General features: G+C 67.1%; 19 protein-coding genes. 13 read left to right on the top strand and 6 right to left on the bottom strand.

The features are described from left to right. Positions 1–51: 51 nt before the first annotated feature. From ACODSY_RS25585 to ACODSY_RS25570, 4 genes are all read right to left on the bottom strand, one after another. A complete protein-coding gene (locus ACODSY_RS25585; RefSeq protein ID WP_488954734.1) occupies positions 52–1197 on the bottom strand; it encodes a DUF4365 domain-containing protein in 1146 nt (381 codons plus the stop codon). A gap of 114 nt (positions 1198–1311) precedes the next feature. Beyond that, positions 1312–2043, bottom strand: coding sequence for a DUF3223 domain-containing protein (locus tag ACODSY_RS25580; protein ID WP_488954733.1), 732 nt, complete (start codon positions 2041–2043; stop codon positions 1312–1314). Between the two features lie 25 nt (positions 2044–2068). Then, entirely contained in the window at positions 2069–2722 is a 654-nt protein-coding gene (locus ACODSY_RS25575; protein ID WP_488954732.1) for a hypothetical protein, read from the bottom strand. Positions 2723–2756: 34 nt separating this feature from the next. Then, positions 2757–3143 carry a hypothetical protein gene (locus tag ACODSY_RS25570; RefSeq protein ID WP_488954731.1) on the bottom strand — a complete coding sequence of 129 codons (387 nt, stop codon included), beginning with the start codon at positions 3141–3143 and terminating at the stop codon, positions 2757–2759. Between the two features lie 352 nt (positions 3144–3495). Between ACODSY_RS25570 and ACODSY_RS25565 the strand changes: the two genes are divergently transcribed. The 9 genes from ACODSY_RS25565 to ACODSY_RS25525 all read left to right on the top strand — a co-directional run bounded on the left by ACODSY_RS25565 (position 3496) and on the right by ACODSY_RS25525 (position 16133). After that, on the top strand, positions 3496–4401 hold the full coding sequence (locus tag ACODSY_RS25565) for a toprim domain-containing protein (protein ID WP_488954730.1): 906 nt from the start codon (positions 3496–3498) through the stop codon (positions 4399–4401). Positions 4402–4485: 84 nt separating this feature from the next. Further along, positions 4486–6516 carry a ParB/RepB/Spo0J family partition protein gene (locus ACODSY_RS25560; RefSeq protein ID WP_488954729.1) on the top strand — a complete coding sequence of 677 codons (2031 nt, stop codon included), beginning with the start codon at positions 4486–4488 and terminating at the stop codon, positions 6514–6516. Positions 6517–6649: 133 nt separating this feature from the next. Beyond that, positions 6650–10909, top strand: coding sequence for a strawberry notch-like NTP hydrolase domain-containing protein (locus ACODSY_RS25555; RefSeq protein ID WP_488954728.1), 4260 nt, complete (start codon positions 6650–6652; stop codon positions 10907–10909). A 138-nt stretch (positions 10910–11047) separates the two neighbouring features. Further along, positions 11048–11947 carry an ArdC family protein gene (locus tag ACODSY_RS25550; protein ID WP_488954727.1) on the top strand — a complete coding sequence of 300 codons (900 nt, stop codon included), beginning with the start codon at positions 11048–11050 and terminating at the stop codon, positions 11945–11947. Between the two features lie 36 nt (positions 11948–11983). Next, entirely contained in the window at positions 11984–12592 is a 609-nt protein-coding gene (locus tag ACODSY_RS25545; protein ID WP_488954726.1) for a DUF6927 domain-containing protein, read from the top strand. Positions 12593–12829: 237 nt separating this feature from the next. Further along, positions 12830–13762 (top strand): DUF2493 domain-containing protein, encoded by a 933-nt coding sequence (locus ACODSY_RS25540; RefSeq protein ID WP_488954725.1) that lies wholly within the window; start codon positions 12830–12832, stop codon positions 13760–13762. A gap of 67 nt (positions 13763–13829) precedes the next feature. Then, a complete protein-coding gene (locus tag ACODSY_RS25535; protein ID WP_488954724.1) occupies positions 13830–14333 on the top strand; it encodes a LexA family protein in 504 nt (167 codons plus the stop codon). Continuing rightward, a complete protein-coding gene (locus ACODSY_RS25530; RefSeq protein WP_488954723.1) occupies positions 14330–15592 on the top strand; it encodes a Y-family DNA polymerase in 1263 nt (420 codons plus the stop codon). Before ACODSY_RS25535 ends, ACODSY_RS25530 begins: the two co-directional genes overlap by 4 nt. 322 nt (positions 15593–15914) lie before the next feature. After that, positions 15915–16133 (top strand): hypothetical protein, encoded by a 219-nt coding sequence (locus ACODSY_RS25525; protein ID WP_137803303.1) that lies wholly within the window; start codon positions 15915–15917, stop codon positions 16131–16133. A gap of 147 nt (positions 16134–16280) precedes the next feature. Here ACODSY_RS25525 and ACODSY_RS25520 read toward each other — a convergent pair whose 3' ends face one another. Together ACODSY_RS25520 and ACODSY_RS25515 are read right to left on the bottom strand one after the other, a co-directional pair. Beyond that, positions 16281–16865 (bottom strand): RES family NAD+ phosphorylase, encoded by a 585-nt coding sequence (locus ACODSY_RS25520; protein ID WP_488954722.1) that lies wholly within the window; start codon positions 16863–16865, stop codon positions 16281–16283. After that, entirely contained in the window at positions 16862–17584 is a 723-nt protein-coding gene (locus ACODSY_RS25515; protein WP_488954721.1) for an antitoxin Xre/MbcA/ParS-like domain-containing protein, read from the bottom strand. The genes ACODSY_RS25520 and ACODSY_RS25515 overlap by 4 nt, the downstream gene beginning before the upstream one ends. A gap of 680 nt (positions 17585–18264) precedes the next feature. Here ACODSY_RS25515 and ACODSY_RS25510 point away from each other — a divergent pair. The 4 genes from ACODSY_RS25510 to ACODSY_RS25495 all read left to right on the top strand — a co-directional run bounded on the left by ACODSY_RS25510 (position 18265) and on the right by ACODSY_RS25495 (position 22318). Beyond that, positions 18265–18624, top strand: a complete 360-nt coding sequence (locus tag ACODSY_RS25510) for a single-stranded DNA-binding protein (RefSeq protein ID WP_488954720.1) — start codon at positions 18265–18267, stop codon at positions 18622–18624. A 66-nt stretch (positions 18625–18690) separates the two neighbouring features. Next, a complete protein-coding gene (locus tag ACODSY_RS25505; RefSeq protein ID WP_488954719.1) occupies positions 18691–19761 on the top strand; it encodes a replication initiator protein A in 1071 nt (356 codons plus the stop codon). 244 nt (positions 19762–20005) lie between these two features. Continuing rightward, positions 20006–21277 (top strand): AAA family ATPase, encoded by a 1272-nt coding sequence (locus ACODSY_RS25500; RefSeq protein ID WP_488954718.1) that lies wholly within the window; start codon positions 20006–20008, stop codon positions 21275–21277. Between the two features lie 12 nt (positions 21278–21289). Beyond that, on the top strand, positions 21290–22318 hold the full coding sequence (locus ACODSY_RS25495; protein WP_488954717.1) for a ParB/RepB/Spo0J family partition protein: 1029 nt from the start codon (positions 21290–21292) through the stop codon (positions 22316–22318). Positions 22319–22331 lie beyond the last annotated feature (13 nt).

Raw genomic sequence — 22331 nt, 5'->3', positions numbered from 1 at the left:
CTTTGGTCGGGCGGACTCTAGCTATTCCTGGCTGAGTTTCAGGGGGTCACGTCACAAGCGATGCCACATGATGACCTGGCCGCGCAGAGATGCGCTGTTGTCCATGCGCTTCTTGCCAGACAGGAGAGCGCCGGGGTGAGTGTGGGGCGTAAAGCCGTTGGTCGTGAAGAAGTACGTCGGATTGATCACTAGGCACCACTGATCGCCCAGAAGCTCGAAGCGGGGTTCGAAGGCATGGTGCCGAACAAAATCGACCCGCTCAGGGTCCTTCTTGCTGATCGAGACGTTGACCACGTCGGCCGAGGTGCGTTTTTTGGCGCTGTCGTAGGCAAATATCCGCGGCTGATTCTTCTCAAACGCGCGGAAGTAAAAGAGCTTTCGATCCTTATTCCAGGAGAGATCCCGGCGCAGTTGATGCTGAAGCGCGCTGCGCAGCAGGTACGCGAAATGGTTCTGCTCGTCGATGTCTTCGTGGAACGCTAAATGGTTGGTGTCGATCGCCTCGATCTGATCCAGGTCGACGATATGCCGGCAGACCGATCGACTTGGATCCTCGAAGGACCAAAAAACGCCGCCCCGGATCACCCAGTCGAACCGGGCCGGATCCTCGCCATCCAAAAGGATTTTTGCCGCCGCCTTGCCCGTGTGGGGGGTGCTGGCGACGTATATGTCCTGGGGCAGGATCAGCGGCAGGATATTGACCAGGGCTTCCTCGCCCTCGCCGAGCGGCGGCACGTAGTAGCCGAAACCGCTCTTTGGCACGGTAAGAGCTGCCAGCCGGTCAACAGCGTCGCGGTTGAGCGCGTCTTTCGCCTTGTCGAAAACGAGGCGTCGTTCTTCGTTCAGGGCGCCGCGGGGCACCGCCTGCCAGTAGAGCGACTCATCGCTCTGGCGGTAGAGCACAACGATGACAGGCAGGTTTGATCCCCGCCAGTATTCCAGGTCCTCGCTCCGCATCAGATAGGCGAAGCCCGCGTCATCCTCGGAGGTGTAGCGACCTTCCTTGCGGGCCTTGACCTGAACGGCGATCATTTTGGCCAAGGGCCGACCTTCGGTCATCACTTCGGCGATGCCATCAATGCCCGCTTCCAACCGGGAGCGCCCATCAAACTGAAAACCGATGGTTAGAAAACGCTGGCGTGCAGCCGCTTCTCCAAGCTCTCCCAGGATCTGATTCGCAGTCAGAAGCTTCGGCATGCGTCACCGTAGAACATACGAGCAACACAATACAGGTGATTCTCCTGCGCGGATCCCCACACCGTGCGGTTTCAGCGTTTCTGTGGATGAAACGGCTGCGTTGCTTGCGCGTCGTCAGATGTGGATGGCGATGAGGCTGGGATTCCGCTGGCGCGCGGCGCGAGACAGATTTTCCTTGGCGGAGATCACCCGCAGCGTCGCCCGCTCGCGATGGAATAGCCGGAAGGCCTCGCCTACGTCAGGATCGACAAAGGTCGTCGTCATCTGATCATCTTCTGGCGTCGTTAGCACGCCGTGCGGGATGGCCGCATGCCAGCCCCGCTCTGCTCTGAAGACGATGACGAGGTGACCGAAACTCGGCTCTGCGTGATCTAGGTGAGCTTCAGTTGCCGCCAGCCTGATCCCTGAAACCTCGCATTCGACGAGCCCGTCAGCATCGGCATGTTCGGCGAAGTGCCGGGCCTTGGCGGCCTTGATGTCGCCGGCGACCGCAGCGCGGCAAGCGTCGTTGAACTCGCTGCTTTGAGCCTTGGGCTTGCCAGCGATTGCGGTTGGAAAGCTGAAGTCGCTTTCGGTGTCGTCGACTCGTAACACCCAGAAGCCTGCGGTCTGCCAGCCCACGCCACGGTTCATTCGGCGCTGGAAGGCGCGGACACCCGCACCAAGTTTGGTCTGGCCCACGCTGACCGTTGCGTCGTAGCGCTCAAGGAGAGCCAGCAGATCGTCATGATCGCCGGGCTTGCTGATGATCTCATCGTCGGCGTAACGGGCGAGAATCTCGCGGAAGTGCTCTTTGGCCTTCTCCTGGGAGGGCCACGCGAGTCCGTTGCTTAGCTCGATCGCCAAATCGCCCTCCTTTGCCTACGGTGCCTCAGCCCCCGACACGATCACCGCTGAGGTTGAAGAATCGGGAGTTCAAATCCAGCCAGACATTCGAGCGCTTGTTTCCGGTGTGCTGCCGCTGGCCGCCGTCATCGAGGTAGCCGATGCAGACGTTGATCCAGAACCGGAATTCCCCGAGGTCGAACTGCCAGACGTTGTTGCGGAGTTGCTGGCCGTCAGTGTCATGAACCCTGTTCAGTCGGCAGATGGTCACCACCAGCATCACTGGCCCACCGGGGTTGCGATCCCACAAATCATCGTCGTGGAGGAAGGAGTTGAAGTCTCCCGGCGAGAACTCAAACCCCTTGATCCGATTGACCGTCGCGCGGTCCTTGTAGGGGTGCGAGTGGAAGTCGCCGAGCAGGGTCAGCTCTGGCGCTAGGCGCTCCATGACTTCCGCCATTAGATCGGTGGCCTCGGCCTTTGGCGTAACGGAGTCGGTCTGCCTGTCCGCCGACAGGCTCACCGCCAGGCGCTCTAGGAAGATGATCTGCTCGTTGCCGACGACCCGCCGATGTCCCCAAATAGGTCCGATGGTCTCGATCTCGGTCTGAAATCCATCACCATGACAGTAGGCCTCGATGGCCCCCATGATCGCGGCTTCCAGGAAGCGATCGGACATTCGGACGCGGTAGTCGGTCATCTGGTCCGGCCTCCTGACCGCAGATTCGGCGGCCTCAAGCCGTGCCGAGATCCTGACTAGCTGAAGGCAAGGTTCCTACACCTTGCGGCTGACGGTCGGTCGAGAGTGTGATGGGGCCGAAGTAGCCGAAGTCGTCGCGGCACATGGCGATGGCACGGGCGACATCGCGATAGACGCGCGGTTCGTCGGATTTGAACATGGCCAGGCGGTGTTCGCCTGAGCGGCCGGCCAAGCGCAGCCAGACGCTCCATTCGCCGGTTTCCGATTCGGTGAGCCGAACTTCCTTGATCGAGCCGCCGCGTTCCAGGAACCAATTGACGTTGCGGGCACGGATCGGGAAGTCCGGGTTGGTCGCGATGACCCAGGCCTCCTCGCGGGCGTCCGTCTCTGTCTCCCGTTCAGCCATCATCTGCTGCGGCAAAGCCTGCTCCCCTTCAATCGTGCTTAACTTGGCAGAAAAGCACTGTGCTGTCGCGGGCGAGCTTAGGCGTGTGCGTCAATGTCCGCCCGGTTTTGCCGGGCAGGCGTCGTAATTTTGAACGTCTTCGTTGAGACCTGTGCAGTGGGCCAACATCGGCGTGTGGTTTTCGAGGCGCGAAGCGTGGGGGAGCGCCCTCCCCCTGAGTCGCAAAGGCAGGCCTTGAGCGCCTACCCCCTCCAGCGGGGAGGTCCCCGCAACGCCCCCTGAAGGCTTGGGCCGGCCTGCGGCGCGGCGGAAGGGTGGAGAAAGGGGGCCTTCGGGCGACCCTTGAGGGACAAAGGAGGATCGACCCATGTCCTTGCGACCCATCGTCCAGGCCCTGGGCGGCGATCTCTATGATCGCGGCCTGAGGGCGAATATTCCGGCGCCTGGCCATAGCGCCGCCGACCGCTCGGTTTCGCTGCTGCTGCGGGAAGGCCGGGTGATCGTCCATACCTTCGGCGACGGCGACTGGAAGGACGTGCTCGACTACCTGCGCGGCGAAGGCCTGGTCGATGCGCAAAATGCGCCGACCAGCCTCTCGCAGTCGCGCCGGGCCCAGGCCGCCGGCGCAGCGACCGGATTGGAACGCCGCCAGGCCGCCTTGCGTATCTGGGAGGCCGGCCGACCGTTGGGTGGGACGCTGTCGGCGCGGCATTGCGCCCAGCGGAGCGTCAGCCGCGCCCTGCCCGGCCCCGACGTGCTGCGCCACGGTGGGCAGACGCCGGTCTCGGCCTACGCCGAGACGCGCCATCACCGTCCGGCCCTGCTGGCGGCGATCAGCGACAAGGACGGCGCGTTCACCGCTGTCGAGGTCACCTATCTGGCGCCCAACGCCCGGCGGGCGATCGATCTGCGGCTCAGCCGCAAGACCGTGGGTCCTTCGCCGGCCAACTGCGCGGTGCGCATCGATGCGGCCGCGCCACAGATGCTGGTCGGCGAAGGGCTTTTCACCACTCTGTCGGCCAGTGCGCGCTTCTGCCTGCCGGCCTGGGCGCTGATGTCGACGCGCAATCTGCGCCACTGGCGCCCGCCACAGGGCGTGCGCGAGGTGCTGATCGCCGCCGATCGCGGCGTCGACGGCGAGGCGTCGGCCGAACAGCTGAGGGCCGGCCTGGCGGCTGCGGGCCTGAAGGCGCGTGTCGCGCTGCCGCCGGAGGGCTTTGGGGATTGGAATGAGGCGGAAGCCGCGGGGCTCCTGGACCCGGTCCTGAGCTGAGATCCAAAAGGAGGGAGGAAGGGATCGGGCGGGTGCGCCCAGGGGCAGGATGTCCCTCGCCCAGGCGTGAGGAGCTAGACCCCGATGACCGATCAATCCCCCACCTCGCCGGTCGCCATGAGCCGCATCCAGGTGCGCCTCGGCGACCTTGGCCTCGCCAAGGAGAACCTTCGCTTCCATGAGCCGGCCGATGACGGCGTGCCGCAGCTGGCCGACACCCTGCTGGCAGCCGGCGTGGTCATCCCGCCGATCGTGCGTCCGGGGCGCAAGGGCGAGGCCCTGTTCATGGCGCTCGATGGCCGTCGCCGGCGCTTTGGCCTGATCCTGCTGCGCGAGCGCGGCGAGATCGACGACGACTACCGCATCGACTGCCTGCTGGCCGAGACGCCGGCCCAGCAAGCCGCCGCCATCGTGCTGCCGAACACTGAGCATGCGCCGGTCCACATCGCCGACGTCATCACCGCCATCGGCAAGCTGCGGAAGGCGAAGATGGACACCCAGGCGATCTCGACCGCGCTCGGCTACGCTGAGCTGGAAATCAAGCGCCTGGAGGCCCTGGCCGCCGTCCATCCGACGGTGCTGAAGGCGCTGCGGCAGGGCCGGCTGACGTTGAAGCAGGTCCGCCTGTTCGCCCGCCTGCCCGACAAGAAGCAGCAGGCCGAGATCGCCCAAACCGCACTCGACGGCTACTTCCAGGATTATCAGCTGCGCGCCGTGGTCGAACACGACCGGGCGACGGTCGATGACGATCGCTTCACCCTGGTCGGCATCGACCGCTACCTGGCCGCCGGTGGCCGGGTCGCCTCGGATCTGTTTGGCGAATATCCCGACTTCCTGCTCGATCCGGAGGTCCTGCAGGGCGCCTGGCGCGAGCGCGTCCAGCCGATCGTCGATCATTTGAAGGCCGAGGGGCTGGCGGTTTTTGTCGGCCGCGAAGCCGGTTACAGCGCGCCGGACGGCTTCTTCCGCCTTCCGCATGTCTGGGAGCGTGACCTGGACGAGGGCCAGAAGACGGCCCTGTCCGACGCCCGCTATCAGGTCACCCAACTCGAGAGCGCCTTGCAGGATCTCGATCCGTCCACGGAAGAGGCGCCTGCCCAGCTTGCGCCCCTGGTCAGCGCCTTCGGCGTGGCGGCGGGCGCGGTGCTGACCCGCAGCAAAATCGGTGCGGTGCTGCTCACCCCGTCGGATGGGCACGGCCTGGCGGCGACCTTCTTCTCGGTCCCCCTCCCCATCGAGGATCTGCCGCAGGAAGAGGAAGCCGAGGACGACGAGGTGTCGACCGGCGGTCGATTTGGCGGGGCCTCCAACGACGTGGAGGTTCCCCGCGCGGATGTGGAGGTCGAGGGCGCCAGTCACGTTCTGCATGAGACCCGCACTGACGTGGCCACCCGCGGTCTGATCCGTGACTTGGCCGATGATCCAAGCGCCGCCCTGACGGTCCTGGTCGCCCAGCTCTTCAAGCAGTTGGCCCTGCATTCCAGCGGGGCGCTCGATGGTTCGGCCTCGCAGATCGCCGCCACCCGCTATCAGCGCGGATCCCAGGCCCCGATCGCGCCGCTGGACGGGGAGGTGCGCGGCCGGCTGGACGCCCGACGCGAGGCCTATCGCGCCTCCGGGCTGCGGCCGATCACCTGGGTTGAGACCCTGCCGCACGGGGAGAAGATGGCCTTGCTGGCGGAGCTGACGGCGGTGTCCCTCAACATCCGCGAAGCCCGTACCAGCCTTCTTCGTCACGGCGCCCGGGCCGAGGCGGCCGAGATCGCGGCGCTGTGCGGCGCGGACATCTCGGCCCACTGGACGCCGGACGAGGCCTATCTGGCGGTCCATTCCAAGGCCCAGCTGCTGGCGATGCTGGACGAGCTGGAGGTGGATGACGACCGCGCCAAGACCCTGAAGAAGGACGCCCTGGTGACGTTTGTCGCCGAAGCGGCGGCCGAACGGCAGTGGGCGCCGGCGGTGCTGTCCTGGGATCGCCCGGCGGCGCTCGACGAGGCCGACGACGGGGCCCCGGCTGACGAGGACGCTGGAGAGGCTGAAGTCGACAGCATGGCTAAACCCGAGGCGGAAGGGGAAGCGGAGGCCGAGCCGGTCGCAGACGCCATCGCGGCCTGATCCAGGAGAGCCCCCGTCCCATCGGCGGGGGCTCTCGCTATGCCCCCGAAAGGATCGAGGGAGGGGGTGGACGGGCGAGCCCGTCGGGACTGGAGGGAGGCGCCCTCCGCCGCGGGTGAGCGGAAACCCCGTCATGAACGCCATGCTCCCCCTCTTCGCCACGGCAACCGCCTCTGATCCGGCGTCACACAAGGCCGCCAATGTCCTGGCCGCCGCCCGGGCCCTGACCCCCCAGCTGAACCGCTCTCGGGCGCTCGACCGCCGGCTGGTGGCCAACACCATGACCATGGCCTTCGGCGGCTCCGACGCCGAAGGCGCGTGGATCTGGCGCGACGCCTATGACGCCGTCGAGGCCGCTCTGGTCCTGCAGCTGCGTCGCCTGTCGCCGCAGATCAGCCGGCTGGAAGATGCGCCGGCCGAGATCTGCGCCTTGCTGGCCAATCTCGCCGACCTGGGCCTCACCCACACGCGGCGCAGTGAAGAGCAGGTCGCGCTAGACCAGTTCTCGACGCCGCCGCAGTTGGGCGCCCTGGCGGTGCTGGCAGCCCAGATCCGGCCGGGCGACCAGGTCCTGGAGCCGTCCGCCGGCACTGGCCTTTTGGCCGTGCTGGCCGAGGCCTGCGGCGGATGCGTGACCCTGAACGAGATCGCCGATCAACGCGGCGCGATCCTGGACGGATTGTTTCCCTTGGCTGCTCGCAGCGCCCATGACGCGCGGCATCTGAAAGACATCCTGCCCGCGTCCGGCAACTTCCACGCGGTCGTCGCCAACCCGCCCTTCCAGGTGCTGGAAGACCACCTGCATGCCGCCCTCGACACCTTGGCCGACGGCGGCCGGCTCTCGGCGATCGTGCCGACGCGGCTGTTCGAGGATGCCGCAGCCATGCGCTGTCTGGCGGCGCGGGGCGCGGTCGTCCTGCGTCTGGCCTTCCCGCCCCGCGCCTACGCCAAGCACGGAACTTCCGTCGAGACCGGACTGCTGGTTGTGGACCGGGGCCAGGCTGGCGAGACCGCACCGGTGATCGCGGCCGAGACCTTGGCCGATGCGGCCCGGGCTGCGGGCGCCGTGGCGCCGCGCCCGAGCGCCCAGCCTCGCCAGTTCCGGGCCGTCTCCAACGTCGCCATCCTGGCGCCGCGGGCCCGCGCCCTGGCGACCCCATCGAACCGCCTTGCCTTTTTGGCGACGACGGCACCCCTCGCTTACGAGACCAAGGCGTGGTCGGGCGAGGGACACGATGTCGGCCTCTACCAAGCTTACCGGCTGGTCCGCATCGGCTTCCCGGAGGGCCGTCCCCACCCCTCCCCCCTCGTGGAATCTGGCCCCATGGCCTCGGTCGCGCCGCCGGCGCCGACCTACCGGCCGATCTTGCCCGCCAAGATCACAGACCAGGGCCTGGTCTCGGACGCGCAGCTGGAGACGGTGATCTATGCCGGCGAGGCCCACGCCACCCTGCTGCCCGGCCGCTGGCGGCTCGGTGACGCGCCGCACCAGGTGATCCTGGTGGGAGAGGACACCCCGGACGCGGTCAGTTTCCGGCGCGGTTTCTTCCTTGGCGACGGCACCGGCTGCGGCAAGGGCCGCCAGATTGCCGGCGTCATCGCCGACAACCTTTCGCAGGGGCGGACCCGCGCGGTGTGGCTGTCCAAAAACGACGCTCTGTTGGAGGACGCCCGTCGCGACTGGACCGCCATCGGCGGCGCGGCCAGCGACCTGACCCCGCAATCGGCCTGGAAGCAGGCCGACGCCATTCGCCTTGATCGCGGAATCCTGTTCACCACCTACGCCACCTTGCGCCAGCCGGCGCGCGGAGATCGGGCGTCGCGGCTCGATCAGATCGTCGCTTGGCTGGGGGCGGACTTCGACGGTGCCATCGTCTTCGACGAGGCGCACGCCATGGCCAACGCCGCTGGCGGCGCGAAAGGCGCGCGGGGGCCCAAGAAGGCCTCGCAGCAGGGCATGGCGGGCTTGGCCCTGCAGAACCGGCTGCCCGACGCCCGCATCCTCTATGTCTCGGCGACGGGCGCCACGACGCCGGAGAACCTGGCCTATGCCGCGCGGCTGGGCCTGTGGGGCGGCCCGGATGCGCCGTTCCCGACCCGGGAGGCGTTCATGGACGCCGTCGAGACCGGCGGCGTGGCCGTGATGGAGTTGATCGCTCGGGAGCTGAAGGCGATGGGTCTCTACATCGCCCGCTCGCTGTCGTTCGATGGCGTGGAGTACGACGCCCTGCGTCATCCACTGAGCGCCGACGACATCGGCATCTGGGACGCTTGGGCCGACGCCTACCAGCTAATCCACCACAATCTGCGCGCCGCGCTGGAGGCGGTTGGGGTCACCGAGGACGGCAAGCCCAAGAGCGGTCAGGCGGCGTCTGCCGTGATGTCGGCCTTTGAGGGCTCCAAACTGCGCTTCTTCGGCCATCTGCTGGCCGGCCTGAAGGCGCCGTCCCTTGTGGCTTCGATCCGCAACGACCTGGCGGCTGGTCGCTCGGCCATCGTCCAGGTGGTTTCGACCAATGAGGCGGTCATGGAGCGGCGGCTCGCCGAGATCCCGCCGGAGGAGTGGAACAACCTCGCCGTCGATCTGACGCCAAAGGATCAAGTGCTCGACTATCTGATGGGGGCCTTCCCGATCATGGCGATGGACGCGGTCGAGGACGAGGACGGTAACGTCACCATGGTCCCGGTGATGGTCGATGGCGCGCCTGTCGTCAGCCAGGCGGCTCTGCGTCTGCGCGACGAACTGGTGACCCATCTGGCCTGCCTGCCAGCAGTGCCGGGCGTGCTGGACGCCGTGCTCGAGGCGCTGGGTCCTGAGCAGGTCGCGGAGATCACCGGGCGAAGCCGACGGGTGATCCACCGCGATGGCCGCCGCGTGGTCGAGCGGCGCAGCGCCTCGGCCGCCAAGGCCGAGACCGACGCCTTCATGAGCGGCAAGAAGCGCGTGTTGGTGTTCTCCGACGCGGGCGGGACCGGGCGCAGCTATCACGCCGATCTGGGCGTCCCCAACCAGCAGCGCCGGGTCCACTATCTGGTCGAGCCGGGCTGGCGAGCCGATGCTGCGATCCAGGGCCTGGGCCGCTCGCACCGCACCAACCAGGCCGTTGCGCCGCTGTTTCGGCCGGTGACCACGGACATCCACGGCGAGAAACGGTTCTTATCGACCATTGCGCGGCGGCTCGACAGCCTGGGTGCCCTGACCCGGGGCGAGCGCCGGACAGCGGGCAACGGCCTGTTCCGGGCCGAGGACAATCTCGAAAGCCCTTGGGCGCACCGCGCGCTGCAGGCCTTCTACGTCGCGCTGCACTTCGGCAACGTCGAGGCGATGGACCGGGAGACCTTCGAGGCCAAGACCGGCCTGCGCTTGATGGACGGCGACGGCGAGCTGCGGGCGTCTGACGACATGCCGGCGATGAACACCTTCCTCAATCGGTTGCTCGCCCTTCGCATCGCCGATCAGAACAGCCTGTTCTCGGCGTTCGACGAGATCCTGACCAGCATCCTAGAGCGCGCGGCGGCCTCCGGAGCGCTCGACCGGGGGATGGAGGACATCGTCGCCGACGACCTGTCGGTGCTCGACGAAGAGGTCATCCGCACGGATGCGGTGACCGGGGCGGAAACCCGTCTGCTGCGCTTCCAGGTGCGCACGGCCCGCGCGCTGATGAGCGCCGAGACAGCTTTGGCGGAGACCGATCCGGAAGCACGGGTGTTCGCCGTCAATTCGAAGTCCGGCCGCGCGGCCTTGGTCGTTCAGGGCCTGACCACGACCAACGACGACGACCGGCTCGTCCCGGCGGTCCGTCTGATCCGGCCAGAGAAGCGCAGCGTCGCGCCGCTGAAGGCCTATGAGGAATCGGCCTGGGAGGGGACGGACGAGGCCGCCTGGCGCGCGGCCTGGGACGCCGAATTGGCGGCGGCGGACCCGTGGGTCACCCGCGAGCTCGTGTTGGTGGCGGGGTTGCTGTTGCCGATCTGGAGCAGCCTGCCTGACAAGCGGACCTCGGTGCGACGGCTGAAGGCGCCTGACGGGCGCCGTTGGCTTGGCCGTCTTCTGGACCCGGCCCAGGTCACGCCACTGAAGATAGCGCTGGGGCTGACTGACACCGCCAGCGCCGTGGGTGATGGCGAGGCGGCCACCCGGCTGGTCCTTTCGGAGGGAGCCTCCGTGGCCTTGAGCGGCGGGCTGTGGCTGCGCCGGGCCAAGGTGATGGACCGCTGGCGGCTGGAGATCGTCGGGGCGGGGGCTCAGCGCACCAGCTTCGTGGCGCTTGGTTGCTTCGTCGAGATCATCGCCTACACGCCGCGCGTCTTTGTGCCGACCGATCGACCCGACGTGCTGAGCGAGATCCTCGATCGCTGGCCCGCCCAGACGATCCTGCCGGCCGCGGCCTAGCAGATCTGGGATGAGGGAGCCGCCGGTGATCCGCCGGCGGCTCTTTCCATGCCGGCGGCCCGGCCGGCAAAGGGCTGGAGGAAGGGACGGAGCGGGCAAGCGCTCCGGGATTGGCCCGGGGGCGAGCCCGAGATTCCCATGTCCAACCCCCTCAACGACCTGATCAATGACATCATCGCCCGCATCGAGGCTGGCGTGCCGCCGTGGCGCCAGGCCTGGAAGGCCAGCGCCGATCCCAAGGCGCCACTACGCGCGACCGGCGAGCCCTTCAGCGGCAGCAACGCCTGGCTTCTCGCCTTCGCGGGCGCGCTGCGCGGCTATCGCTCGCCCTACTGGTTCACCTTCCGCCAAGCGCTTTCGATCAATGCCCCTGTGGCCAAGGGTGAGAAGGGCTCGCCCGCGATCCTCTACAAGACCCGGGTGGTGGGTGATCCCGCCAATGGAGCCGACGTGGGGCCGGCCGACGACACCGGCGATCCTCGTATCCTGCGCTACTTGAAGACCTATAGCGTGTTCAACGCCGAGCAGCTGACAGACTGTCCGCAGCAATATCTCAACGTCGTTGAACCCGATCCGGCCGCCCGCGCGGCAGCGCGCAACGCCGTGCTGGATGCGATTCCGGCTCGGGTGGAATTTGGCCGCGGGACGCCCTGCTATGTGCCGGCGCTCGATCTGATCCGGCTTCCCCTTCCGGAAGCCTTCGACACGCCCGACGACTTCCTGGCCACCAAGGCGCACGAGCAGCTGCACTGGTCGGGCGCGGCTCATCGGTTGGATCGCACCTTCGGCAAACGCTTCGGCGACGAGGCCTACGCCTTCGAAGAACTGGTCGCCGAGATCGGCGCGGCGGCGCTCGGTCTGCGCATCGGGCTCGCACCGCAGATGCTGGACAGCCATGCGGCCTATCTTGGCCACTGGGCGAAAATCCTGCGGCATCGTCCCTCGGCCCTTCTCGAAGCGTCCGGCCATGCCCAACGGGCCGTCGACTATCTGCTGGCGTTCAGCGCCCAGGCCGCGGTCGCCGACTTGGCCGCCTGAAGCCGGCCTTTCCCATCATCTTGCAAGGAGGCCGCCATGGGCTGGCTCTACATGCGCTCGCTGGAGGGGCACGCGACCCCCAAAGCCTATCTCGATGCGCAATTCACCTACGACGGGGACACCGGCCGCTCCCGCGTGCTGGCCTCAAGTGTGGTCGGACGGCGCACCTACTACGCCGCCGTCGAATGGATCAGCGCCGGAACGGAGGCGCGGGAGGTCTGGGGCCTGGTGTGCTTGGTGCGCCATAACCCGCGCGACCGGGAGGGCCTGGTGTTCGGCTACAAAGACATGTCCGAATCCATGGGCCCGTGCGAGTCCGACTGCCCTGCGCGCATTCTCGACCTGCTGACGGCAACCGACAACACCTACGCCCTGGCTTGGCGCGAGCGGTGCCGGTCCGGTTTGGCCCTTCGGGCTGGGCGCGCCGCCAAGCCGACACCCAAGCCTGGTGATGTCGTGGTGCTGGCCGAGCCGCTGTTGTTTCGAGACGGCCGGACGTTCTCCCGCTTCGAGGTGGTCTCTTTGCCTGGACGCAAGCGCGGCGGTCTCGTCTATCGCAGCGAGTTGGGCGGCCTTTACCGCATCCCCAAGCTCAAGGACCGCGTCTACCTCATCGAGCGGAAGTCCGGGCGCAGTCAAGCCTGAGCGCATGGGCGGACGGGTGGTGCGTGGCAGCGCCAAACGCTGAAGCCGAGGCGGCAAACGGTTGGTGTCGGCGGTGCTGCGGTCCTGGAGTCCTCTGGCTCTTGAGACCTCGCCACCGTCTGGCGCCCCCCACAAGGGACGCTCCGCTCAAAGCCCTTGTGGGCGTCCCCAGCCGTCGGCGCTGGGCGGTCGTCGAGCCGACGGGCTCAGAACCCCACTCCGACAAGGATCTCCCTCATGCCCTCCTCCGCCTTCGCGCCGCTGACCGGCGCGCTCACCCACTTCGAAGCCCAGGCCCTGACCCTGGATGACCCCCGGCCCCACCCTCACGAGGATGCTTTGATCCAGTTGGGTCATGCGGTGCTGACCGAGACCCTCGATGTCTTCGGCGAGACCGCACTCGAGGATTTCCAGGCCATCATCTGCGAGACGCTCATCGGGGCGTTTCACTCGGCCGCCCAACGCATCGAACGGGACGCGGATCGGGCCAGGGACGAGCTCAACCGGCTGAGCCGGGACTTCGACGGCTCCGAGATCGCTGACACCGAGATGCAGGACGCCACCCGAAAAGCCCGCGCCGCCGACGTCGCCTGCCTGGCCTTGGAGTTCGTGCGAGACGCCGCTGCGGCGAGCTACACCACGGCGACCGGCGAGGTGTGGTCCCCTTGGAAGGGACATGTGAAGGCCTCGCGCCTGACTGCCGCCCAGATCGACGCGCGCGACGCCCTGCGGACCGCCAAGGCTCGCAAGCACACCGCGACTGACCCTGGCGCCACCATCGTCGCGTTCCGCGCCGCGCCGCAAGCCGACACCGAGGACGACGCCCATCGCATCTTCGATGCGCTGAACTGGGCCCAGGCCCAATGGCCGGACATGGCGTTGGCGACGACAGGGGCCAAAGGCGGGGAGAAGATCGCCATCAAGTGGGCCAAGCAGAAGGCGGTCACCCTGGTGCTCGCCAAGGCCGACTTCGACAAGAACGGCCGCGCCGCCCCCTTCCGGGCCAATGACGAATTGATCGCCCTCGAACCGGTCTGTGTCCTGACCCTGGCGAACACCCTGAACGGCGCGCGCGGGGCGTCACTGCAGCCCTTCGGACCCGCCCTCAATCTCGGTCAAAAGGCCGCTGAACGAGGCATCCGCCACCTTCCAGTGAAGACACGCGGGTGACCCCGCAGGGCGTGGCCGCTGGCGCGGTCACGCCCATTTGTCTGTTGGCGGTCTGTGGACAGGCGCGATGCCCCCTTGCCGGGACGCAAATGTTCTACTTATGTTCTCAACCTCGCCGCCTGCCCCCGTGTCGGCAGGCTTTCGAGGTCTCATGCGTCCCGTTGTCATCGGTCTTCCCCTTCCCCTTCCCCTCGTGGGTTTTCGCATTTGCTGCGGATTCCCAAGCCCGGCGGACGACTGGATCGAAGACGCCATCGATGTCAGTCGCTTGGTGGTCACTAACCCCGCCGCCACCTTCCTGTGGCGGGCGTCCGGAGACTGCATGACGCCGACCATCCTGGACGGCGACTACCTGGTCTGCGACCGCTCGCTGGCCCCTGTCTCCGGCGACGTGGTGGTCGCCGTCGTCGACGGCGAGCCGACGGTCAAACGGCTGGCCTATGTCGCCGGCCGGCCGACCCTCAGCCATGACAATCCCCTGTCGCCGCCCTTCGCGCCGGACCCGCACAGTGAAATCAGCATCTGGGGCGTGGTCGCCTGGTCCCTGCGCGCCCATCGGCCGAGCCGATGAGGCCGGTGATCGCGCTGAGCGACGGCAATTGCTTCTACGTCTCGTGTGAGCGCGTCTTCGATCCGCGCCTGGAAGGACGACCGACCGTGGTGCTGTCGTCCAATGACGGCAACATCATCGCGCGCAGCCCCGAGGCCAAGGCCATCGGCCTGAAGATGGGCGATCCCTATTTCAAGGTCCGCGAGCTTTGCGCCCGCGAGCGGGTCGCCGCCCTGTCGTCGAACTACGTTCTCTATGGCGACATGAGCCGGCGCGTGAATGCCGTCTATGAGCGGTTCGCGCCCGAGGTCGTCGTCTACAGCATTGACGAGAGCTTCCTGGATTTCACCGGGCTTGCCGATCCGGTCGGTCACGCCCGCGCCTTGCGCGCGACGGTCCGGCAGTGGACCGGGATTCCGACGTGTGTCGGGCTTGGTCCCACCAAGACCCTGGCCAAGGTGGCGAACCACCTGGCTAAGCGCACACCGGCGCTGGACGGCGTTTGCGATTTGAGCGACCCGCTGTTGCGCGCCGCCGCCCTGGACGAACTGCCCGTTGGCGACGTCTGGGGCGTGGGCCCGGCCTATGCCGCGCGGCTGACAGCCATGGGGGTGACCACGGCCGGCCAACTGCGAGACCTCGATCCGCGTCAGGCCCGCGCCGTGCTCAGCGTCGTGGGCGAGCGCCTGGTACTGGAGCTGCGCGCCCAGACCTGTCTGTCGTGGGACGAGGTTCCGGCTGGCCGCAAGGGGTGCGCGGTGACCCGAAGCTTTGGCCAGCCGATCACGGACTTAGGCGACTTGCTGCAGGCGGTCGCGAGCTTCGCCAGCCGGGTGGGTGAGAAGTTGCGCCGCAATGGCGTTGTCGCCCCGCGGCTGTCGGTGTTCATGCACACCAATCCCTTTGGCGCGGGGCCGCATCACAGCGCCAGTGGCGCCGTCATCTTCCTGGAAGCCACGGCCGACAGTACCGAGCTCGTCGCCGGCGCGCGGCAGGCGGCGCGCCAGGCCTGGCGGGACGGGTATCGCTACAGCAAGGCCGGCGTCCTCTGCGAGGGCCTGGTTCCCGCAGGTCAGGTGCAGGCAAGCCTGCTGGCGGCGAAGGATCCGGCGCGATCAGAGCGGCTGATGGCGGCGCTGGACGCCTCGAACCGCCGGTTTGGGCGCGGCAGCGTGGTGATCGGGGCGACCACGGGCCGGACGCGCTGGACGCAGAAAGCAGAGTGGCGGACGCCGCGCTATACGACGCGACTGGACGAGGTGCCTGTCGCCCGGGCCTAGGGCGCTCCAACGGCAAGATGCCAGCGGCCTCGAGGGGGTGCGATCCCCGCACGTCAACGCAACATCGAAGATCGTCTCCCAGATGGGCGCCGCCGAAGCGGGCTCGTCCGCGATCCAGCTCACGACCCTAGGGCGGGCCGGTTAGGGGCCAAGGCGACCTCGCCGAAGGCGAGGCGGGGCCGACGGACCCTCACGGCCTTCGCTGCGCTGCAGGCCGGTTTCCATCGACCCCGACCCTGTCCCCTGCCCTATTCCCCGCCCTTCCCGGTCGCGAGATCGCGGGAACGAGCCCGCCGATCCGGCAGCAAAGCGGGAGACGACAATGACGACGATGGCGATGGCGCAAGCGGTTTTCCAACACGCCCACGACTTCTATGACACCGGCAGCTGGTACGTGGTCGCTGAATGCTGGGACGTCTTGGCGATCGCCGAGGAGCTGGACCGTCAGGAAGAGCGCAGCGCCACGCCGTTCGAGCTCGAGGCCGCGGCCATCGCCCATTTCCACTCTCTGCTCGGTGACCGCACGAGCGCCCGCCACTGACCAAGCGGCGCGGCGCCTCCGGGCGCCGCGCCTCGCACCCTGCAGAACAGGCGCCGAACAGACTCCAAGCCCTGGGTGTCAGAGGTCCTCAACCTACCGCCCCTTGGGGTTGGTGATTCGTTCCGAACCGCCGCCCTGGGGGCGCTGTTAGGGCGTGGCGATCAGGGTGACGTTGAGGGCCTGCAGGGCGTCTAGGAAGCCGGCCAGCCGAGTGATTTCGATGACCGGCGATGCGCCAAGCCCGCCTGGCAGGGCGCGGTCGTAGACGCAGATGCAGGTTCGGCCGGTCAGGCGGGAGCTGTAGACCAGGCCGTCGGCGTCGGTCTGGTCGTAGACAGCTTGGCTGAGCTTGCGGCCCTGCCCTTGCGCCTTTCCGCGTGCGGCTTCTGTCGAGACACCCAGCCGCACCAAGCCCGTCGTGCGCAAATCAATCAGCGTCAGCGGTGCGCTGGCGGTGACTTCGGTCGCGCCCCAGGTCGCGGCCTCGACATCCAGGAGCTTGCGGGTCGCCTTGCCCTGGAAGCGGTCGCGGACCAGGGTTTCCGCCACGCTCGTGGTCAGGTCCTGGCCCAGGTAGATCACCTTGAACGCCTTGGTTGGGCTGGCGAAGCGCGTCACGCCAAACCCCGCCCCCAGGGGGGTCGCCGCGTGGGCCATCGGCGTCACGCGCACATAGGCCTTCGGCGTGATCTCGACGGCGAGGTCGGCCAGGATGTCGGGATCGAGCGTCACGCGCCGGCGAAGTTCGACCGGGCGACCTCAACGACCTTGTCGGTCGCTCCGGCCTTCAGGCGCGCCAACGGGGCGGCGCCGCCGAGCTCAGGATTGGGTTCACGCAGCCATAGCCAGGCGGTGCGTGGCTCGCCGATCGCCTCGACGACCGGGCCGAGGCCCGAGACGGGCCGGCCGTCGACGAATTGTTCGGTCGGGAAGGCGTGTTTCCGCACGCCCACGAGCAGGCCGATCACCGCGCCCTGCTTTTGCCAATTGTGCAGGGTGGAGCGGGCGACGCCAAAGTCGCGCTCAAGCTCGGTTGGACCCGCAAGCGGGCCCGCCCAATCCTCGACCTTGGCCGGCGTCGCATAGCTCGCGATCCGCGCCTTGCCCTCCTCGGCCGACAGCACCTGGCCCAGACCCGCGCCTTGGCTGACTTCGGCGGGCGCCTTGGCGGCCAGCTTGAGGACTTGCGGCGCGGCTTCCGGTTCGGCGGCGATTTCGGCGATGAACTTCTTGAACTGGGCCTTGCGCGCGATCAGTCGTTTGCGGGCGGACGGCGAGAGTTTCGTCGCCGTGGCGCTGAACTCGGCGACCAGCTTGACGACCTCGCTCAGCTCGCCTTTGCTGGACTCCGGATTGCGCTGGGCAAACATGCCGATCAGGTCTGCGGCCACAGGGCTGGCCATCTTGCCAGAGCCTTGAGACGTCGAGCGGCGAGCATGGGCGGCGGTCATGGGACGATCCTCTTCGATCACGACGTCAGAGATAACCCTAAACGTCCCATTTGTCCAGTTTGTGCCATACGTCTAATGCGGATCGCCTTCGAGCGGATCAAAAACTAACTGGGCGCGCCTGTCGATCCGCCTGGCGGAGTTTCTACCTTACCCCTCGTGGACTGCCGACCGCGAGCCGCAGCATCTGACCTTGGACGATGTCGGACGGGGATCGCTCCAGGACGGTCTTCTGCCCCCGGGTTCGCCGGTTTCCTACCAGTGACGGGCCGTGGTCCAGAACAGTCGCCTTCCCAGGCTAGTGGTCCGAGCCGTCCTTGGCGGCGGCAATGACGCCCTGCTGGTGACCTCTTAAGCCCGCGGCGTGGAAATCTGGCCTGGCGCATGAAGCCAGTTCACCGTTGAGGCCGGTCACCAATACCCCGAGGAAACGTCCAGCGGGCTGCGGTCCCCCGCGATCAATCCCACGAACCTAGACCGGGCGGTTCCAGGTCAAAGCCGACCTCGCGCGCGAGGCGCGGGGTGCGGACCCTCCGGCCTTCCGCCGCTGCGCTCTGTGCAGGCCGGTTTCCACACCCCGCGGGCTTTGGCCCGGCCCCTTTGCCCGGCCCTGCAGGTCGCGTGATCGCGGCAGGGACCGCGAGCCGCCGGGGCTTTTCCCGGCGGTCGATTGGAGAAACGTGATGCTCAACAAGGTTCAACTCATCGGCTTCACCGGCGCCGACGCTGAAATCCGCACCGTCTCGGGCGGCAAGAAGGTCGCCACCCTGCGGGTCGCCACCAACCGCTACACCAAGAAGGACGGCGATCGGAAAGACTACACCACCTGGCATCAGGTGGAGATCTGGAACCAAGGCACGGTCGGCTGGCTGGAAGGCCGCCATCTTCCCAAGGGCTCCAAGGTGTTCGTCGAAGGCGAGATCCGCCACGACCGCTACACCGACCAGACCGGCCAGGAGCGCTTCTTCTCCAAGGTGGTGGTCGCCACGCCGCAGCACGAGCTGAAGTCCCTCGATCGTCAGGAGGCGGCCGACGAGGACTAACCTTCGGCAGGGTCCGTCCGGTCGCCGGGCGGGCCCGCAAAGGCCGAAAAGAAAGGGCGTTTTGGGGTGGATCCGGGTGAGGTTGCCCATGGGCAACTTTTCGGTCCGAGGCCGCCCTGGCGCGCCCTCCCCTACCCTTCCCTCTCACAAATGAGCATGGTGGCGCCCAAGATGTCCAAGCGCGCGATTCGACAACAGGAGTTCGATCTCTTCATCCCTCGGATGAGCAGCCTGCCGCTGAAAGACCAGCGGGAGGTGATGGAGCGGCCGTTCTTTTCGTTGAGCAAACGCAAGCGGCTGAAGCCCATCGAATACACCAGTCCCGACGGCGAGGTATGGGTGCATGTCAGCGCCAACCCGGCTTTCGGCATCGCCACCATCTGGGACGCCGACATCCTCATCTGGGCGACCTCCCGGATCAATCAGATGCGCGAGCAGGGCGTCAACGATCTGCCGCGCACCCTGCACACTTCCAGCTATGACCTGTTGAAGGCGATCAAGCGCGACACCGGCGGCAAGGGCTATAAGGAGTTGCAGGCGGCGCTACAGCGTCTCGAAGCCACCACGATCCAGACCTCGATCCGCGGCTCGAAGCGCAACACCAAGGCGCAGTTCGGCTGGCTCGACGAGTGGGTGCTGGAATCGGATCCGGTTACCGGCGCGCCCAAGGGGCTCAGCCTGACCCTGTCCAACTGGGTCTATGAGGGGGTGATCAAGGATCGCTCCCTGCTGACCCTGCATCCGGACTATTTCGCGCTGGCGGGCGGGGTCGAGCGCGCCATCTATCGGATCGCCCGCAAGCACGCCGGCGACCAGCCCGGTGGCTGGACCTGTCGCGTGAGTGTGCTGCACGACAAGACCGGGAGCGAGAGCCCGCTCAAGCAGTTCAACTACCTGCTCAAGCGGATCGTCACCGCCAACGATCTGCCGGAATACGACCTCAGCTTCGTCAATACCGCCGACAATTCCCAGGCCATCCATTTCGTGCGGCGCGACGCCGCCGAGCGCGCCGCGATCAAGGCCGATCTCGAGCGACTCGCCGCCGATTCGGGCCGCCGTGAGCGCGAGGACGCTCGCGCCTTGCAGGTCGATGCGATGTTTGAGAAGCGCAGGGTTCCGCCCTCGGGGGATCGGTGACCTTTTCCACGGGGGATCGATGACCGTGTTGCCGGGGGATCGGTGACCCTCCCCTCGGGGTTTCGGTGACCGGCCGATCTGAAAACCCCTTGTAGGGACTGGCTTTTCCGGCTTCGGTTCGGCGCCTAACTCTGTCTAACCTTATCTCTAAGATATCTTCTAACGGCGTGTGGCGGACAGGCTGGCTTGCCGTCGCCTTGAACCAAGAGGGTTCAGGCTCGGCGCGCTGTTAACCCTTTCTTCATTGTATCCGACCGAAAACTTGGCAAATTCCAGACATGTTGTCGGATATTTGCAAAGGAGGCGGACCATGGCGAAGCAAGCCCTAGCTGAAAGCACCGCTTCCGGCCCTGTCCTGCTCGCTGCCATGTCGGCGCTCAGCGACCGAGCGCATGACGTCATCACCCGCCTTCGCGCCACGGTGTTTGCGCCGGGTGAGCAGAAGATCGTCGACCTGCGGTTCACGGTCACCAAGGCGGCCGAGATGGTCGGGCGGACTTCAGAAGCCATTCGGCAGGCCGAAGCCGACGGACGCCTCCCCGCCCCTCGCCTGAGCGCGACCGGCCGCCGGGAAGGCTACAGCCTGTCCGAGGTCAATCACATGCGCGACGTCTTCGGCACACGCCCCCGGCGTGGGCCTGACGATCCGCCCATCGTCCTGGCGGTGCAGAACTTCAAGGGTGGGGTCGGCAAGAGCACGCTGACCTGCCACGTCGCCCAGTTCCTGGCTCTGAAGGGCTACCGGGTGGCGGTGATCGACTGCGACAGCCAGGCGAGCACCACGACGATCTTCGGCTTCAACCCAGACATCGACATCGACGACGAGGAGACCCTTCTCCCCTTCTTCCGCCACGGCGGCGAACCGGACCTGAAGTATGCCCTTCGGTCTACCGCCTGGCCGGGCATCGATCTGGTGCCTGCGAACCTTGGGTTATACCAGGCCGAATACGAGGCGGCGGCACGGCTTCGCGGCAATCCGGACGCGCTCGACCGTCTGCGTCGCGGCGTGGAAAGTATGGCCGGGGACTACGACGTGGTCCTACTAGATCCGCCGCCAGCGCTGGGCATGCTTTCGCTGGCCGTGCTGCGCGCCGCCAATGCGCTGCTGATTCCGACGCCGCCCTCGACCGTCGACTTCGCCTCGACGGCGCACTTCCTGAGGATGATCGTTGAGACGCTCGAGGTGATGCAGAACCATCTGGGAGCCCGCGGCTACCATTTCCTGCGCGTCGTCGCGACCAAGGTCGATGAGGGCAAGAGCGCCCACACGCAAATCCGGGACATGATGGAAGCGGTGTTCGGCGCCGACATGCTGTCGGCCTCGCTGCTCGACTCCGCCGAGATCGACAACGCCAACGTCCAGCTGCGCACCGTCTATGAGCTGAGCGGTCCGACGACCAAGACCTATGAGCGCTGCCGCAACAATCTGGATCGCCTGAACGGCGAGATCGAACTGCTTATTCGCAAAGCCTGGCCAAGCCATCGGCCGGAGCTTCGCCGGCTTGGACTAGGGTAGGGGAGGGCGGTCATGGCATCCACAACAGGCAAGAACCGCTCCATCCTCGCGGGCTTGGTGGCTCCGGTCACTGAAACCCCGACCGCTGAACGCGGCGCGCCCGCAACGGAGCGTCTGAGCACCCGCCTGACCGGGCTGGCGCGGGTGACGTCCGGGGACGTCAAGGAAAAGACCCTCAAGCTCGTTGATCCAGCCCGTTGCCGGATGTGGAGCCGTCATAATCGACGCTACGATTTGCTCAACGAGGCCTCCTGTGCCGATCTGCTGGAGAGCTTGCGTGCCCAGGGCGAGCAGGAGTTTCCCGCGATCGTGCGGCGGGTCGAAGACGATCCGGCGTTCGATTACGAGGTCATCAGCGGCGCGCGCCGGCATTGGTCGGTGAGCTACCTGCGCAATGTCGAGCATCGCGAGATCCGCTACCTGATCGAGGAGCGCGAGCTCACCGACGAGCAGGCCTTCCGCCTAGCCGACGTGGAGAACCGCGCCCGCCAGGACATCAGCGATTATGAGCGAGCGCTCGATTACCGGCACGCGGTCGAGACCTTCTACGGCGGTGTCGCGCAGCGCATGGCAGAACGGCTGGAAGTGCCCAAGGCGTGGCTCTCGCGCTTCCTGGACCTCGGCAAGCTGCCGACCGACGTCGTGGAAGCTTTCGGCGATCCGCGCCAGCTGAAGGAGCGCCATGCCCGGACGCTGAAACCCCTGCTGGCCGACGACGCTTCGCGTCCCAAGGTGATGGCGGAAGCCAAGCGTCTGGCCGGCGTTCAGGCGGCGGCGGTGGCGAGCGGGAAGGGGCTGCTTGACCCCGCCAAGGTCGTGACCCTGCTGGTCAAGGCGACCGCGGCGCCGGCGTCGGCCAAAAAACCTGCCGCCAAGGGCGTCGTGAGCGTGACCAATGACGCTGGGGCGACCCTGTTCACCCTGGCGCGCAAGGGCGCCAAGCGGGTCGTGCTCGAACTGTCGCTGGACGCCGAGGCGAGCAACGCGGACTTCCAGGCCGCTTTCGCCCGCGAGCTCGATCGGGTCCGTCCGAAGGCCTAGTTGCCCATGGGCA

It is taken from the genome of Phenylobacterium sp. FG114, from assembly GCF_057809855.1.
Note: the sequence above shows the minus strand (reverse complement) of the source record. Positions and strands in the feature narration are given on the sequence as shown.